General features: G+C 65.5%; 16 protein-coding genes. 6 read left to right on the top strand and 10 right to left on the bottom strand.

Annotated elements, in window-relative coordinates; translation table 11 throughout:
- Positions 1-132: 132 nt before the first annotated feature.
- Positions 133-1671 carry an exopolyphosphatase gene (locus ACREB4_RS20120; RefSeq protein WP_431590028.1) on the bottom strand — a complete coding sequence of 513 codons (1539 nt, stop codon included), beginning with the start codon at positions 1669-1671 and terminating at the stop codon, positions 133-135.
- An 87-nt stretch (positions 1672-1758) separates the two neighbouring features.
- On the opposite strand from ACREB4_RS20120, the gene ACREB4_RS20115 reads away from it, so the two are divergent.
- Complete coding sequence (locus ACREB4_RS20115) at positions 1759-2529, top strand: ZIP family metal transporter (protein WP_431590026.1); 771 nt, start codon at positions 1759-1761, stop codon at positions 2527-2529.
- Between the two features lie 29 nt (positions 2530-2558).
- Here ACREB4_RS20115 and ACREB4_RS20110 read toward each other — a convergent pair whose 3' ends face one another.
- Entirely contained in the window at positions 2559-3482 is a 924-nt protein-coding gene (locus ACREB4_RS20110; RefSeq protein ID WP_431590025.1) for a DMT family transporter, read from the bottom strand.
- Positions 3483-3495: 13 nt separating this feature from the next.
- Positions 3496-4620 carry an aromatic ring-hydroxylating oxygenase subunit alpha gene (locus ACREB4_RS20105; protein ID WP_431590024.1) on the bottom strand — a complete coding sequence of 375 codons (1125 nt, stop codon included), beginning with the start codon at positions 4618-4620 and terminating at the stop codon, positions 3496-3498.
- A gap of 247 nt (positions 4621-4867) precedes the next feature.
- Here ACREB4_RS20105 and ACREB4_RS20100 point away from each other — a divergent pair, with 247 nt between their 5' ends.
- Genes ACREB4_RS20100 through dxs form a run of 3 tightly spaced genes read left to right on the top strand, consistent with a single transcriptional unit; the run spans position 4868 to position 8027 of the window.
- Positions 4868-5122, top strand: coding sequence for an exodeoxyribonuclease VII small subunit (locus ACREB4_RS20100; RefSeq protein WP_431590023.1), 255 nt, complete (start codon positions 4868-4870; stop codon positions 5120-5122).
- On the top strand, positions 5119-6048 hold the full coding sequence (locus ACREB4_RS20095) for a polyprenyl synthetase family protein (RefSeq protein WP_431590022.1): 930 nt from the start codon (positions 5119-5121) through the stop codon (positions 6046-6048). The genes ACREB4_RS20100 and ACREB4_RS20095 overlap by 4 nt, the downstream gene beginning before the upstream one ends.
- A gap of 38 nt (positions 6049-6086) precedes the next feature.
- The gene (gene dxs, locus ACREB4_RS20090; RefSeq protein ID WP_431590021.1) at positions 6087-8027 is read left to right on the top strand and encodes a 1-deoxy-D-xylulose-5-phosphate synthase; all 1941 of its coding nucleotides are present in this window, start codon (positions 6087-6089) and stop codon (positions 8025-8027) included.
- Here dxs and ACREB4_RS20085 read toward each other — a convergent pair.
- On the bottom strand, positions 7988-8347 hold the full coding sequence (locus ACREB4_RS20085) for a hypothetical protein (RefSeq protein WP_431590020.1): 360 nt from the start codon (positions 8345-8347) through the stop codon (positions 7988-7990). The genes dxs and ACREB4_RS20085 overlap by 40 nt on opposite strands.
- A 149-nt stretch (positions 8348-8496) precedes the next feature.
- Positions 8497-9894, bottom strand: coding sequence for an argininosuccinate lyase (gene argH / locus ACREB4_RS20080; RefSeq protein ID WP_431590019.1), 1398 nt, complete (start codon positions 9892-9894; stop codon positions 8497-8499).
- 33 nt (positions 9895-9927) lie between these two features.
- Here argH and ACREB4_RS20075 point away from each other — a divergent pair, with 33 nt between their 5' ends.
- Both ACREB4_RS20075 and ACREB4_RS20070 read left to right on the top strand, forming a co-directional pair.
- Positions 9928-11142 (top strand): sensor histidine kinase, encoded by a 1215-nt coding sequence (locus ACREB4_RS20075; RefSeq protein ID WP_431590018.1) that lies wholly within the window; start codon positions 9928-9930, stop codon positions 11140-11142.
- Positions 11139-11918 carry a LytR/AlgR family response regulator transcription factor gene (locus tag ACREB4_RS20070; RefSeq protein ID WP_431590017.1) on the top strand — a complete coding sequence of 260 codons (780 nt, stop codon included), beginning with the start codon at positions 11139-11141 and terminating at the stop codon, positions 11916-11918. The genes ACREB4_RS20075 and ACREB4_RS20070 overlap by 4 nt, the downstream gene beginning before the upstream one ends.
- A 43-nt stretch (positions 11919-11961) precedes the next feature.
- Here the strand turns inward: ACREB4_RS20070 and ACREB4_RS20065 are convergent, their stop codons facing one another.
- From ACREB4_RS20065 to ACREB4_RS20045, 5 genes are all read right to left on the bottom strand, one after another.
- Positions 11962-12612 carry a protein phosphatase CheZ gene (locus ACREB4_RS20065; RefSeq protein ID WP_431590027.1) on the bottom strand — a complete coding sequence of 217 codons (651 nt, stop codon included), beginning with the start codon at positions 12610-12612 and terminating at the stop codon, positions 11962-11964.
- A 16-nt stretch (positions 12613-12628) separates the two neighbouring features.
- A complete protein-coding gene (gene cheY, locus ACREB4_RS20060) occupies positions 12629-13030 on the bottom strand; it encodes a chemotaxis response regulator CheY (protein WP_431590016.1) in 402 nt (133 codons plus the stop codon).
- A 63-nt stretch (positions 13031-13093) separates the two neighbouring features.
- Entirely contained in the window at positions 13094-14071 is a 978-nt protein-coding gene (motB, locus tag ACREB4_RS20055; RefSeq protein WP_431590015.1) for a flagellar motor protein MotB, read from the bottom strand.
- Positions 14072-14101: 30 nt separating this feature from the next.
- Positions 14102-14962: a flagellar motor stator protein MotA gene (gene motA, locus ACREB4_RS20050; RefSeq protein ID WP_431590014.1), complete on the bottom strand. Its 861-nt coding sequence runs from the start codon at positions 14960-14962 to the stop codon at positions 14102-14104.
- A gap of 298 nt (positions 14963-15260) precedes the next feature.
- Positions 15261-15628 (bottom strand): FlhC family transcriptional regulator (locus tag ACREB4_RS20045; protein ID WP_431590013.1); only part of this gene is annotated, 368 nt, incomplete at its 5' end.

The raw sequence follows: 15628 nt of genomic DNA, 5'->3' as shown, positions 1-15628 counted from the left end.
GGGCAAAGCGGGCGGCCGACCCGGGCTTTGCCCTGAGCAAATCGGAAGCCGGGCACCCGATGTGGGGGCCGGTCTACCGCAAGGCCCTGCCCGCGGGCAAACCAGCCGCCAAGCCGGCCAAGAAAGCCGTCGTCAAGCCTCGGTCTTGATGACCAGGGCACGGTCGCCCTGATTGGCCCAGCGCTGGGCTTCTTCGTTCAGCAGGTGGAGCGTGCGGGGGTTCTGATGGGCCCAAGATTCGTCCAGGACCAGGACGGCCTGGCCCGGCTCGCTGCTCAACTGCGCCACCTTCGGCGGCAGGGGCGTGCGGGCGTGGTGCAGGATCGTGGCCAGGCGCAGGCACAAAACCTGGTTCATCAGGCCCGTGTCCTGTCGGTGGTCGGCCAATTTGCTCAACTCGCCGCGCTGGCCCAGCACCAGGCCAGCCAGGTGGCGCAGCTGTGATTGAGAAAAACCCGGCGCGTCGACGTGCCCCAGCAGGTAGGCGCTGTGACGGTGGTGGTCGTGGTGCGACACCATCATGCCGATCTCGTGCACGGCGCTGGCCCAGCCCAGTTCGCGGGCGGCATCGCTGTCGGCTTGGTGGGTGCCATCTTCGTGCAAGCCTTCCCACAAGGCCATGGCACGCTGGCGCACACGCTCGGCCTGCGACAGGTCCACGTGGAAGCGTCGTTGCAGTTCGCGCACCGAGGTGTCGCGCTGGTCGTGCTGGCGCTGGTTGCTCGCTGCCTCGATGCGCTCTTCCAGGTCGAAGATCACGCCCTGGCGCAGGGCGCCCTTGGCGGGCTTCAAGGATTCGATGCCAAAGTGGATGGCCAGCGTGTAGAGGATGGACAGGCCGCCCCCCAGCACCGCCTTGCGTTCGGGCTTGAGCCCCGCCAGGTTGAGGGCGTCCATCGAGCCGGCCTCCAGGCAGCGCTCCATGCACCAGCGCAGGCCATCGGCGGTGATGCAGCCATCGCTGATGCCATTGGCCTGCAGGATCTGGGACACCGCGCCCACGGTGCCGGACGAGCCCAGTGCTTCCTTCCAGTTGGCACGGGCAAAGGGGCTCAGGGCTTCTTCGAGTTCGGCGCCCGCGGCGATCTGCGCGCTGCGGAAAGCTTGTGCGGTGAAGCGCCCTTGCGGAAAGTGCGCCATCGACAGGCTGACGCTGCCCACCCGGAACGACTCGGCACGCAGGGCATTGCGGCCATGGCCCAGGATCATCTCGGTGGAGCGACCACCGATGTCGATCACCAGGCGCGGCAGTTCGTTGGGCTGCAAACGGGCCACGCCTTGGTAGATCAGGCGGGCTTCCTCTCGGCCGGAGATCACCTCGATCTCGTGGCCCAGCACCTGGTCGGCGCGGGCCAGGAAGGCGTCGCGGTTGCGGGCTTCGCGCAGGGTCTGCGTGGCCACGGCGCGCACCTGCCAGGTGGCAAAGCCTTTCAGGCGCTGGGCGAAGCGGGCCAGGCAGGCCAGGCCGCGTTGGGTGGCATCTTCGGTCAACAGGCCCTGGGCATCCAGGCCGGCGCCCAGGCGCACGGTTTCCTTGAGGTAGTCGATCCGCTTGTAGCGGCCCTTGCCCAGTTCGGCGATCTCCAGCCGGAAGCTGTTGGAGCCCATGTCGATCGAGGCCAGGAGGTGAGGCCACTCGCTGGCCTCCAGGGGGAAAGTGGTGGCGCGCATCGTCTTGGCGGCGGAGTTCGTGTTCATGTTCGACATTGTCTTCGCAATGTGTGACTTGGCGGTTGACACCATTGCTAAGATCCCTGGATGACCCTGATTTACATCGTAATGGCCACCCTGTTGGGCGGCGTGGCTTCCGTCGTGCTGGCCGCAGCCCTGTCAGCCCCTCTGTTGAGCCTCATCGTTCGCCACCTGGTGAGCCTGTCGACCGGGGTCTTGCTGGGCACGGCCTTGCTGCACGTGCTGCCCGAGGCCTTCGAATCCAACGTGGAGCCTCACGCCTTGTTCCTGACCCTGTTGGGCGGCCTGATGTTCTTCTTCCTGCTGGAGAAGGCCGAGTTGTACCGCCACGGGCACCACCACGAGCACGACGGCCACCACCATCACCATCACTTCGACCGCGAGCAGGCGGGGCGGGGCGGCTGGAGCGTGCTGGTGGGCGACAGCATCCACAACTTCTGCGATGGCGTGATCATTGCCGCGTCCTTCCTGGCCGACCCGCAGGTGGGCATGGTGACCGCCTTGGCCATCATCGCCCACGAGATCCCGCAAGAGGTGGGCGACTACATCGTGCTGCTGAACGCCGGCTTCTCGCGCACGCGTGCCCTGGTCTACAACGCGATTTCAGGGCTGGCGGCGGTGGTGGGCGGCGTGCTGGGCTATGTGCTGATCGACCCCTGGCAGCACTACCTGCCCTACATGATGGTGGTGGCGTCCAGCAGCTTCATCTACGTGGCGGTGGCCGACCTGATCCCGCAGTTGCAGAAGCGCCTGAGTTGGCGCGACACCTTCCTGCAGCTGTTCTGGCTGGTGGCGGGCCTGCTGATGATCGGCTCCATCGTGCACAGCATGCATTGACTGACGAGTGAGTTGGTCAGGCGAGTTGGTCAAGCCTTGAGCGTGGCGCTGGAGCGCGTGGCCGCGATGCCGGCCAGCACGATCAAGGCCATGCCTGCCAGGGCCAGGGGATTGACCGGATCGCCAAAGATCCAGACTCCCAGCACGAAGGCGTGGGCGATGCCCAGGTACTGCAGGCTGGCCATGACCAGGGCGTGGCCCTTGGTGTAGGCGCGGGTCATGGCCAGTTGGGCCAACGTGGCAAAGGCCCCGACGCCCAGCAGCCAGGCCCAACCCATGGGGCTGGGCTGGTGCCAGGCCACCTGGCCTATGGCCAGCGTGCTGGCGCTGATGAGCAGGCCCGAGATGGCGCCAAACAGCGAAAAATAGAACACCACCCGGTGTTCGGGCTCGCCCGCGCGGCCCAGGCTGGCCACTTGCAGGTAGGCCCAGGCGGCCAGCATGCCCGACGCCAGGCCGACCAAACCATCCAGCCATTGATCGCGCTGCAGGGTGGGACGCAGCACCAGCGCCACGCCCACGAAGCCGACCGCCACGGCGATCAACAAAGACCGGGGGATGCCTTTGCCCGGCTGGCCGTGCCAACGGTTCCAGAGCACGCGCAGGCCCAGGAACACTGCCATCCACACCGAGGACATGTAGTTCAAAGTGACGGCTGTGGCCAGTGGCATGTGGCCGATGGCATAGAACCACAGGCTCAGGGCGGTGACGCCCGCGAAGCCGCGCCACAGGTGCAGGCCTGGCACGCGGGTCGCCAACGACAGCTGCCGGCCCCAGGCCAGCAGGCCCATCATCACGGCACCCACCAGCCCTCGGAAGAACACGACTTCGCCGGTGCCGACCTCGACCGAGGCCTTCTTCACGCACACGCCCATGGCCGCGAACAGCAGGGTGGCGATCACCATCAAGCCGGCCGCGGATTGACGTGAGGCCACCTTGAGCAGGGCGTTCACGGGGCGCTGTTCTTCACTCGCGGAAGTCCATCGTCCGGCGGTACCACTCGTGGAAGTGCTGCATGCCGTCTTCCATCGGGCTTTGATACGGCCCGACTTCGTTGTCGCCGCGCAGCATCAGCGCCTTGCGACCGGCATCCATGCGTTCGGCGATCTCGTCGTCCTCGACGCAGGTCTCCATGTAGGCGGCCTGGTGCGCCTCGACGAAATCGCGCTCGAAGGCGGCGATCTCTTCGGGGTAGTAGAACTCGACCACGTTGAGCGTTTTTTGCGGGCCTTGCGGGTACATGTTCGACACCACCAGCACGTGCGGGTACCACTCCACCATCATCGTGGGGTAATAGGTCAGCCAGACGGCGCCCTGCGTGGGCGGTGCGCCGTTGCGGTACTTCAGGATGACGTCGTGCCACTTCTTGTAGGTGCTGGATCCGGGCCGGTCGAAGGTCTTGGCCACGCCCACCGTTTGCACCGAGTAGTCGCGCGCCATGTCCCAGCTCAGGTCGTCGCAGGTGACGAAGTTGCCCAGGCCGGGGTGGAAGGGGCCGACGTGGTAATCCTCGAGGTAGACCTCGATGAAGGTCTTCCAGTTGTAGTTGCACTCGTGCAGCTCGACCTTGTCCAGCACGAAGCCGGTGAAGTCCAGATCGCCCCCGGGGGCAAAGCGCGGCGACATGCCGGCCAGGTCGGCGGCCACGTCGCGGCCGTTGTCCTCGAAGATCAGGCCGTTCCAGTCGCGAACCTTGTAGTTGTTCAGGTTCAGGCAGGGATCGTGGTCGAAGTGGGGCGCGCCGATGAGCTGGCCGTGCAGGTCGTAGGTCCAGCGGTGCAGGGGGCAGACGACGTTGTGGCGGCTGTTGCCGCGTCCGCGCAGCATCACGGCCTGGCGGTGGCGGCAGACGTTGGAAATCAGCTCGACGCCTTTTTCCGTGCGCACCAGTACCCGGCCTTCGCTCTCCTGAGGCAATGCATAGTAGTCGCCGACCTCGGGCACCGACAGGGCGTGCCCCAGGTAGCGAGGACCGGACTGAAAGATGCGTTCAAGCTCCTGCTGGTAGAGCACTTCATTGAAGTAGCTGGAAACAGGCAGCTGCGTGCGGCTGCGGGCGAGAGCATTGAGTGCAGGACTCAGGTCGGACATGATCCCCAGGTTCTCCAAAAACCTATGTCAACCAAAACCTCGGCAACAGCCGAGAACCACCCGATTCGTTACGGGAAAACCCAAAATTGTACCCGCCGGGCGAATGGCGGGGGAATGCAAGGCCAAGTGACCACCCCACTCCGGGGGACCTGGTGAACTTCCGGCGGAGGCCCCGGGTCTACTTTTCACCCTGCATGCGAAATAGAATACGCGTTTGCCCTCACCTTGGGTCTGCCCAGGCGCCACCATGGCCAAAACCCCCGCTCCTGCCTCTGATGCCCTCCCAGAATCGCCCCTGCCAGCCACCTACGAGGAAGCGCAGGCGGAGCTGGAACAACTGGTGAGCCAGATGGAATCCGGCCAGTTGCCCCTGGATGGCCTGCTGGCCAGCTACCGCCGTGGTGCCCAGTTGCTGCAGTTCTGCCGTGCGCGGCTGGAGGCGGTCGAGGCCCAGGTCAAGCTGCTGGAAGACGGCCAGCTCAAACCCTGGGGCGCCGCATGAATTCCCAGGCTTATGCGGACTGGTCGGCCCAGGTGCTGGCCCGCGTCGAATCGGCGCTGGACGACTGGGTGCCCCTGGCCGCGCCCGCCGGCCTGGGCGAGGCCATGCGCTACGGCGTGCTGGACGGCGGCAAGCGCGTGCGCGCCCTGCTGGTGATGGCCGCGGCCGAGGCCGCCGGCGCCGAACAGACCCCCGCGGGCCGGGACGCCGCCTTGCGCGCGGCCTGCGCCGTCGAGTTGATCCACGCCTATTCTCTGGTGCACGACGACATGCCGTGCATGGACAACGACGTGCTGCGCCGTGGCAAACCCACCGTGCACGTGCAGTTTGGCGAAGCCCAGGCCATGCTGGCGGGCGATGCCCTGCAGGCCCTGGCCTTCGAGGTCCTGACGCCGGATGTGGGTCCGGCCGACCTGGTGATGCGAGCCCCTGTTCAAGCCCGCCTGTGCCGCCTCCTGGCGCGGTCCGCCGGGCAAGCAGGCATGGCGGGCGGCCAGGCCATCGACCTGGCCAGCATCGGCGTGGCCCTGGACGAATCCGCCCTGCGCGACATGCACCAGCGCAAGACCGGCGCCTTGCTGCGGGCCAGCGTCCTGATGGGCGCCGCCAGCGCGGGCATCGATGAAGCCGGTCCGGCCTGGCAGGCCTTTGGCCGCTATGGGGACGCCATGGGTCTGGCCTTCCAGATCGTCGACGACATCCTGGACGCCACGCAACCTTCGGACACTTTGGGCAAGACCGCCGGCAAGGACGCCGACGCCAACAAGCCCACTTACGTCAGCCTGCTGGGGCTGGGCCAGGCGCGGCAAGAGGTTGACCATCTGCTCCAGCAGGCTCAGGATGCCTTGGCGGGCAGCGGCCTGAATCCAGGCAGCACCCGGGCCCTGGCGGCCCTGGCCGAGCGCATCGTGCACCGCGACCACTGATCTCCGACAACAACAAACCCCCCTCAAGGAAGTCCACCATGACCTCAACCCTGCTGTCCAGGATCGAGACGCCCGCCGATGTCAGGCGCCTGTCGCGCCTCGAACTCAAGCAACTGGCGGGCGAGTTGCGCGAATACCTGCTGCAAAGCGTGTCGCGCACCGGTGGACACCTGTCGTCCAACCTGGGCACGGTGGAGCTGACCATCGCGCTGCACTACGTGTTCAACACCCCGGACGACCGCCTGGTCTGGGACGTGGGCCACCAAACCTATCCCCACAAGATCCTGACCGGCCGGCGCGACCGCATGCCCACGCTGCGCCAGTTGGGCGGCATGAGCGGCTTTCCGCGCCGCGACGAAAGCGAGTACGACACCTTCGGCACCGCGCATTCGTCCACCTCGATCTCGGCGGCGCTGGGCATGGCCCTGGGCGCACAACTGCGCGGCGAGGCGCGCAAGGCCGTGGCCATCATCGGCGATGGCGCCATGACGGCCGGCATGGCCTTCGAGGCCCTGAACAACGCGGGCGTGCCGCACAACGGCCGCCCGGCTGACGTGCTGGTCGTGCTGAACGACAACGACATGTCGATCTCGCCGCCGGTCGGCGCGCTGAACCGCTACCTGGCGCGCCTGATGTCCGGCCGTTTTTACTCGGCCGCGCGCGAAGGCGCCAAGCAGGTGCTGCGCAATGCGCCGCCTTTGTTCGAGCTGGTCAAGAAGTTGGAAGAGCACGCCAAGGGCATGGTCGTGCCCGCCACCATCTTCGAAGAGTTCGGCTTCAATTACGTGGGCCCCATTGATGGCCACGATCTTGACTCGCTGATCCCCACGCTGGAGAACCTGCGCGACCTGAGCGGCCCGCAGTTCCTGCACGTGGTCACCAAGAAAGGCTACGGCTACAAGCTGGCCGAGGCCGACCCCATCGCATACCACGGTCCCGGCAAGTTCGACCCCGCCGTGGGCCTGGTCAAGGCCGCTGCTTCCACCGAGCCGCCCAAGCCCACCTTCACGCAGGTGTTTGGCCAGTGGTTGTGCGACATGGCCGCACACGACACGCGCCTGGTCGGCATCACGCCCGCCATGCGCGAAGGTTCGGGCATGGTGGAGTTCCACCAGAAGTACCCCGGCCGCTATTTCGACGTGGGCATCGCCGAGCAGCACGCCGTGACTTTCGCGGCCGGCATGGCCTGTGAAGGACTCAAGCCCGTGGTCGCGATTTACTCGACCTTCCTGCAGCGTGGCTACGACCAGTTGATCCACGACGTGGCCATCCAGAACCTGCCCGTGGTGTTTGCACTCGACCGCGCTGGCATCGTCGGGGCCGATGGTGCCACGCACATGGGCGCCTTCGACATCGCTTTCGTGCGTTGCATCCCCAACATGAGCATGCTGACGCCGGCCGATGAAAACGAATGCCGCCAGGCTTTGAGCGCGGCCTTTGGGCAGCAGCACCCCGTGTGCGTGCGCTACCCACGTGGCGCCGGGGCGGGTGTGGCCGTGTCGAACGACCTGAAGCCCATGCCCTGGGCCAAGGGCGAGGTGCGCCGCACCAGCGCCGCACCGCAAGGCCAGCGCATCGCCTTCCTCGCTTTTGGCACCTTGCTGTACCCCGCCTTGGCGGCGGCCGAAACCCTGGATGCCACGGTGGCCAACATGCGCTTCGTCAAGCCGCTGGACACCGAACTGCTGCTGGAGCTGGCCCAAACCCACGATGCCTTTGTCACGCTGGAAGAGGGCTGCGTGCAGGGCGGCGCCGGCTCTGCCGTGGCCGAGGCTTTGAGCAAGGCCGGGGTCACCAAGCCCCTGGTGATCCTGGGCCTGCCCGACGAATTCGTCGAGCATGGGGACCCGGTCAAGCTGATGTCGATGTGCGGCCTGGATGCCGCGGGCATCGAGAAAACGGTGCGTGAGCGCCTGGGCCCGTGGGTGTCATCGACCGCTCAGGCGGCGGCCTCGAAAGTGACCGCATTGCGAGGCTGAGCCTTTCGGCGAGCCAGCACACCGACCGTCGTCATCAGGCCGGCCAGGACCAGCGCGGCGCTGCTGGCTTCGGGCACGGCGGTGGCCTCGAAGGTGACTTCGCTGACAAAGGTCCAGGCGCTGCCGGCTCGGTGCTGGAGGGTGATCTGCAAATCTTGGCCGACCAAATCCAGCCCGTCCACCGCGAAGGCCTGGGGTGTCGAGCCCGCCGGGTCGGCGAAGGTGTAAGTCTTGCCGCCCACGGTGATGCCCCCTGGCGCGAACACGCCGCCTTCGCCATCGGCGTCATCGGCCTGAAGCGTGATGCTGGAAAAGCGCATGTCCTGGCTGAAGTGGAAAACGTGTTCTGAGAGCACGTGAACGCAACATGGCCAGCATCTCCTGTTTTTGAATTCAGGGGATTTTGGCCAAACCCGCAGGCCTTGGGTTTGTTTATAACGAAAGGTTGCGAATCGGCGCGCGGACCAGATCAGCCCAGGCGAACCCGGTGACGCGCCACCTGCGCCCGGACCTGTTCAGGCGCCGTGCCACCCAACAGGTTGCGCGCGTTCAGCGACCCGCGCAGCGACAGCACCTCGAACACATCCTGTTCGATGGCGGGGTTGTAGGTCTTGAGCTTGTCCAGGGACAACTCCGACAGGTCCACGCCCGCGGCGATGGCGTCCTTCACCGCGTGGGCCACCACCTCGTGGGCATCGCGGAAGGGCAGGCCCTTCTTGACCAGGTAGTCGGCCAGGTCGGTGGCGGTGGCATAGCCCTTCTTGGCGGCACGCTCCATGGCTTCGGGCTTGACGGTGATGCCCCCGGCCATTTCCGCGAAGATGCGCAGCGTGTCCTTCAAGGTGTCGACCGTGTCGAACAAGGGTTCCTTGTCTTCCTGGTTGTCCTTGTTGTAGGCCAGGGGCTGGCCCTTCATCAGCGTGATCAGGCCCATCAGGTGGCCGACCACGCGGCCGGTCTTGCCCCGCGCCAGTTCGGGCACATCGGGGTTTTTCTTCTGCGGCATGATCGACGAGCCGGTGCAGAAACGGTCCGCCAGGTCGATGAAACCGAACGATTGGCTCATCCACAGGATCAGCTCTTCGCTGAAGCGCGAGATGTGCACCATCACCAGCGACGCGGCGGCGGTGAACTCGATGGCGAAGTCGCGGTCGCTGACGGCGTCCAGGCTGTTTTGCGAAACGCCGTCGAACCCCAGCGTGCGGGCCACGCGTTCGCGGTCCAGCGGGTAGCTCGTGCCGGCCAGGGCAGCGGAGCCTAAAGGCAGGCGGTTGATGCGCTTGCGCAGGTCGACCAGGCGTTCGGCGTCGCGGGCGAACATCTCGACGTAGGCCAGCAGGTGGTGGCCAAAGGCCACGGGCTGGGCCACCTGCAGATGCGTGAAGCCAGGCAGGATGGTCTCGGCGTTCTGCTCGGCCACGGACACCAGGGCTTTTTGCAGTTCGGTCAGCAGCACGCCGATTTCATCGACCTCGCCGCGCAGCCACAGGCGCACGTCGGTGGCGACCTGGTCGTTGCGCGAGCGGCCGGTGTGCAGGCGCTTGCCGGCATCGCCCACCAGGGTGGTCAGGCGGGCTTCGATGTTCAGGTGCACGTCTTCCAGGTCGAGCTTCCACTCGAAGTGGCCGGCTTCGATCTCCTGGGTGATCTGGGCCATGCCTTTTTCGATGGCGGACCAGTCGGTGGCCGAGATCAGGCCCTGGGCGTGCAGCATTTCAGCATGCGCGAGCGAGCCCTGGATGTCCGCGCGCCACAGCCGCTTGTCGAAGAACACGCTGGCGGTGTAGCGTTTGACCAGGTCGCTCATCGGCTCTGAAAACAGGGCCGACCAGGCCTGGGACTTGGTGTCGAGTTGATTTGTGCTCATGGCGCGGCGCGGTTGGGCGAGAATGTTCCAACCATGGATTGTAGAGAGCCCACGCCCCCCACGTCGAACCGGTCGCCCCGGCCTCGCGTTGCCGCGCCCTCGAAAGCCCCTGCCAGGGGCGCTGGCCATGGCCAACAGGGCGACACCTTGGCCGCGCCGACCATGTGGGCGGCCACCGGTTTTGACCAGCCTTCCAATCCCGGCAAGACCCCGCAGCGTTCGGCTTTCGACGTGTGCCGCGTGGGGGTGGTGCTGCGGGTGGTGCTGGGCATGCAACTGGTGCTGGCCTTGGCCGTGGCCCACTTGGCCAGCAGCCCGGCCGATTGGTTGGTGCGTTGGTCGCAAGCCCTGGCCACGGCCTTGCCCGCCAGTTTGCTGTGGCTGGTGCTGACCTGCGCCGGGCGTTCGGTGCTGGAGCGCATGTCACCGGTGGGCCAGTGGGTGTGCGCGGTCACGCTGGGAGCGGTGGCAGGCCTGTATGGCGAGGTCCAGTCGTCCTTGCTGGATTGGTGGATGGGCGGCGCACGGCACAGCTGGTGGTCGGTCTGCCCGCCCATGCTGACGGGGGCCGCTTTCGCCTCGGTGACGCTGGCCTGGTTGCGCCAGCGGGGGCACAGCGAGCTGCCCGCCCAGGCGCAGGCCCGGCTGGCCGAGTTGCAGGCCCGCATCCGGCCGCACTTTCTGTTCAACACACTGAACACGGCGATCGCCCTGGTGCAGATCGAGCCGGCCCGCGCCGAGGCGGTGCTGGAAGACCTGGCCGAGTTGTTCCGGCAAGCCCTGACCTCGCCGCACCTGCGCACCTCGCTGTCGGACGAGGTGGACCTGGCTCAGCGCTACCTGCGCATCGAGCAATTGCGCTTTGGCGAGCGGCTGACCTTGCACTGGGCGCTCGATCCGGCCGCCGGCCAGGCCGAGGTGCCAGCGCTCATGCTGCAGCCTCTGGTCGAGAACGCGGTCAAGCATGGCGTGGAGGCCGATCCCAATGGTGGATGGCTGCGAGTCTCCACGCACGTGAAAGGTGGGCAGGCCGTGCTGACCATCACCAATTCCATGCCCGAGCATCCCCAGGCCGCGTCGACTTCCGGCCATGGCATCGCGCTGCGCAACGTTCGCCAGCGCTTGCGGCTGATGCACGATGTGGAAGCCAATTTCGCGGCCGGCGTGCACAAGGGCGACACCGCCGAGCACGCGTCCGTCTACGTGGTGCGCGTGTCGGTGCCGCTCAAGCCTGGGGGGCCGTCATGAGCCAAGAAGTCCTGCGCGTCATGGTGGTCGACGATGAGAACCTCGCGCGCTTGCGTTTGAAGACCTTGCTGTCGCAATCCGATTGCCCCAACCTGGTGGTGGCCGAGGCCGCCGATGCCCGTCAGGCCTTGGCCGCCTTGAGCCCTGAAGGTGGATCGCCCGGCCCGATGGTGGACCTGGTCTTGCTGGACATCCAGATGCCGGGGCCCGATGGCCTGAAGTTGGCCGAGCGCCTGCGGAACCTGCCGCTGCCGCCGGCCGTGGTCTTCGTGACCGCCCACGCTGGCCATGCCTTGCAGGCGTTCGAACTCGAAGCCCTGGATTACCTGACCAAGCCGGTGCGGCTGGACCGGCTCAATGCGGCGTTGGCGCGGTGTGCCAAACGCAAGCCACCGGCCGCTGCCGGAGCCCCGGGTGTGCCCGAGGTCGAGGAGCCCACGCTGGTGGCGCAGGACCGTGGCCGCATGGTGCGCGTGCCCGCATCGCAGGTCATCTACCTGAAAGCCGAATTGAAGTACGTGACCCTGCGGACGGCCGAGCACAGCCATGTGCTGGACCAATCGCTGACGGAGCTGGAAACGCAGTTGGGTGAGCGCTTCGTGCGCGTGCACCGCAATGCCTTGGTGGCCCGCTCGGCGATGAAGGCGTTGGAGCGCCGTGCCGATGACGAGGAGGGCGGTGAAACCTGGGCGGTCCAGGTTCAGCCGACGGGCGAGTGGCTGGCCGTGTCGAGGCGACAGGTGGCCACGGTCCGCGATGTGATGGCGGGGCGCTGACCAGCCAAGTCAGCGCGCCCTCTGCCCTCTGAACAGGACGGCTTCAGAAGCCCAGGCTGGCCAGCAGGTCGTCGACCTCGCCTTGGTTGTTGACCACGTCGGTGCGGCCTTCGCCATCGACCACTGGCCCATTGAGCGAAGGCTCGATGTGCTGGTTGAGCGTCAAGGCCACTTCGGCCTTGTGGGCCAGTTCGGGCGGCGCGGCTTGCATCAGCACGCCGGCCAATTGCTTTTCCAGGTCGGTGGCCAGGGACACGACCTTGGCGACCACCTGGCCGGTCAGGTCATGGAAATCCTGCGCCATCATGATGTCGGTCAGGTGGCCATCGACGCGTTGCGTCACGACCTCCATGTCCTCCACAAAATTCATCACCGCACCAGAGGCCACGGCCTTGACCGGGTCGGCCACGAGCAACTGGGCCAGCTTGCGTGTCTCGGACACGATGTGGGCCTGGTCGGCCTTGGCCTCATCCACCAGGTTCAAGACTTTTTCGGCGGCGGCCGCGGTCTTGGTGGCGATGTAGCTCAGGCGGCTGCGTGCATCCGGCAAGTTGTTGACCGAGTCGGTCAGCTTGGGCAGCACGCCCAACTGGTTGAGCGTGTCGTGCAGCTGGCGTGTCAGCGTGCCCAACTGCTGGAATATCTCAGGCGACGCCGCTGGCGCCGCCATCGTGGGCAGATCGTCCATCTTCATCATCGGTTCTCCCTGCTCAGGCCGCGGCCGTGAGTTTTTGCATGATTTTTTGCACCTTCTCTTCCAAAGTCGCTTTGGTGAAGGGCTTGACGATGTAACCCGCGGCACCGGTCTGGGCGGCCAGCACGATGTCTTCCTTGCGGGCTTCGGCGGCCACCATCAGCACCGGCAGGTGCTTGAGGGTGTCGTCCGCCTTGATGGCCTTGAGCAGGTCAAAGCCATTCATGTTGGGCATGTTGATGTCGCTGACCACGAAATCGTACTTGCCGTTCTTGAGCATGTTCAGCGCCACGGCGCCGTCTTCAGCTTCCTCGGCGTTGTTGTAGCCAATTTCCTTGAGCAAACCTCGAACGATGCGGCGCATCGTGGAAAAGTCGTCAACGATCAGGAATTTCATGTCGGGAGAGGGATTGCTCATGGCTCGTCCTTGATTCAATCGTTAGAGGCCTTGTCCGTGGCCTCCGCGAGGTGTTCACAGCCGTTATCGGCGTTGGGAAGGCAGGCTTGAGGCCTTTATCGGACTGGCCAGGGCTGCAGGGGATTCGGGGGGCTCGGAGGCTTCATCGCTGACTTCTCCGGATTCGACCTTGGCGGCCTGGAAGAAGCGGTCTTCCGCCTCGCGGTTCATCACCACGATGCTGATGCGCCGGTTCAAGGGGCTTTCGGGGTCGTCTTTTTCATAGAGCAGGCTGGCGGCCAGGCCTTGCACGCGCAGCACCTTGGTGCCCGACAGGCCGCCGGCGATGAGCTCGCGGCGAGAGGCGTTGGCCCGGTCGGCCGACAGCTCCCAGTTGCTGTAGCCGCGCTCGCCCGCGCTGAAGGGTTTCGAGTCGGTGTGGCCTTCGATGGTGAGCCGGTTGGGCACCACGGACAAGACCGCTCCGATGGACTGCAGGATGTCCTGCATGTAGCCTTTGACCTCGGCGTGGCCGCTGTCGAACATGGGTCGGCTCTGGTCGTCCACGATCTGGATGCGCAGGCCTTCGGCCGTCAGGTCCAGGCGGATCTGCGACTTGTACTGGGCCAGCCGCGAGTCGTTGGCGATGATTTCTTCCATCTTTTGCTTGAGCGCGGCCAGTTGGGCGCGTTCGGCCATGGCCTGCTCGGCCTTGATGGCTTTCTTGCGGGCCTTGACCTCGGCGGTTTCCGAAGCACCCTTCTTGAGCTGCCCCACGCTTTCGGCCAGGTTGTTGCCGCCGCCCTTGACGATGGAGGTGGCGTCGCCCGCGCCGGAGCCGCCGAACATGGCGACCTTCAGCGGCGAGTTGAAGTAATCGGCGATGCCCTTCTTGTCGCCCTCGGTGGTCGAGCCCAGCAGCCACATCAGCAGGAAGAAGGCCATCATGGCCGTCACGAAGTCGGCGTAGGCGATCTTCCAGGCGCCGCCGTGGGCGGAATGGCCACCCTTCTTGACGCGCTTGATGATGATGGGCTGGACTTTTTTGGAATCACCGGCCATGTAGAACCTCCGTGCGCTTCATGGCGTGGGTCACTTCTTGCCCTTGACGTGGGTTTCAAGCTCGCCAAAGGTGGGACGCTCGGTCGAGTACAAAACCTTGCGGCCGAACTCGATGGCCACCTGCGGCGCGTAGCCCTGCATGCTGGCCAGCAGCACGGTCTTGACCACGTTGAATTCCTTGGTGCCTTCGTCGAGCTTCTGCTCCATCAGGCCACCCAGCGGTTCGACCACGCCATAGGCCAGCAAGATGCCCAGGAAGGTGCCGACCAGCGCCGAGCCGATCATGCCGCCCAGGATGGCGGGCGGCTGGCCCACCGAGCCCATGGTGTTCACCACACCCAGCACGGCGGCCACGATCCCGAAGGCGGGCAGGGCGCCGGCCAGGCGGGCCACGGCGGCCACGGCGGCGTGGCCTTCGTGGTGGTGGGTGTCGATCTCGTTGTCCATCAGCGATTCGATCTCGTGGGCGTTCAGGTTGCCCGAGACCATCATGCGCAGGTAGTCGGTGATGAACTCGACCACGTGGTGGTCGTGGCCCATGGTGGGGTACTTCTTGAACAGGGCGGAGTTGTGGGGATCTTCGACGTCCTTTTCGATGGACATCAGGCCTTCCTTGCGCACCTTCTGCAGGATTTCATAGAGCATCGCCATCAGCTCCATGTAGCGGGCCTTGGTGTACTTGGAGCCCTTGAACAAGGGCCCGAAGTTGGACACGACCGCCTTGATGGTCTTGGTCTGGTTGTTCACCACGAAGGCGCCCATGGCGCCTCCCAGGATGGACATCATTTCCAGGGGCAAGGCATGGAGGATCACCTCCGTGTTGCCCCCGTGGATGATGTACGCTCCAAAGATGCAACCCAGCGCGACGATGTATCCGATGGCGACGTTCATGGTGTTCTGGTCAGGCGAATGGCGGCAGGTTGATCAATGCCTTGATCTTCGGCGAGCTGGGCACGTTGCTAAGCCGTGAACAGAAGCATGGGGGCGGGGCTTTTTTCATGACACAGAATCGGTGCCGCAGAAAAAAGCGGGCCCGGTTGGGGGCCCGCTGAAAGCACTCATCGTGCTAGGAGGAGACAAGCAAGGACGCTTCGTTTCCAAACCGCCCAAACGTTCTATCGACCATTGGCCGCCGGGCTTGAATGCCGCTGGCGTGCGGTCTGTCACGTTTTTGGGAGGCTCAACGAATTCAATGCATGTGCAGGGCGCCAGCGGCCTTGCCTTTGCCGGCGCGGGCTGGGGGGTTGCACAGGCCACAGGTGAAGTGGCGGGCGATCTCATGGGGGTGGGTGACGAAGGAGCCACCACACTTGTTGCATTTGGTCAGGCTGAGCATGCCGTTGTCGATGAACTTGACCAGGCGCCAGGCGCGGGTCACGGACAAGAGGGGCTCCAGGCCTTGGGACTGGGTCTGCTCCAGGTAGAGCTGATAAGCCTTGATGACGACGTCGATCTCGTCGATCTCGGAAGACTTGTTCAGGTACTCGTGGATGTTGAGGAACAAGCTGGCGTGGATGTTGGGCTGCCAGGTCATGAACCAGTCGGTCGAGAAGGGCA

The sequence above is a fragment of the Aquabacterium sp. genome, assembly GCF_050725395.1.
In the GTDB taxonomy this organism is placed as follows: Bacteria; Pseudomonadota; Gammaproteobacteria; order Burkholderiales; family Burkholderiaceae_C; genus Aquabacterium.
The sequence above is the reverse complement of the archived record's forward strand: the minus strand, read 5'-3'. Positions and strand labels throughout refer to the sequence as shown.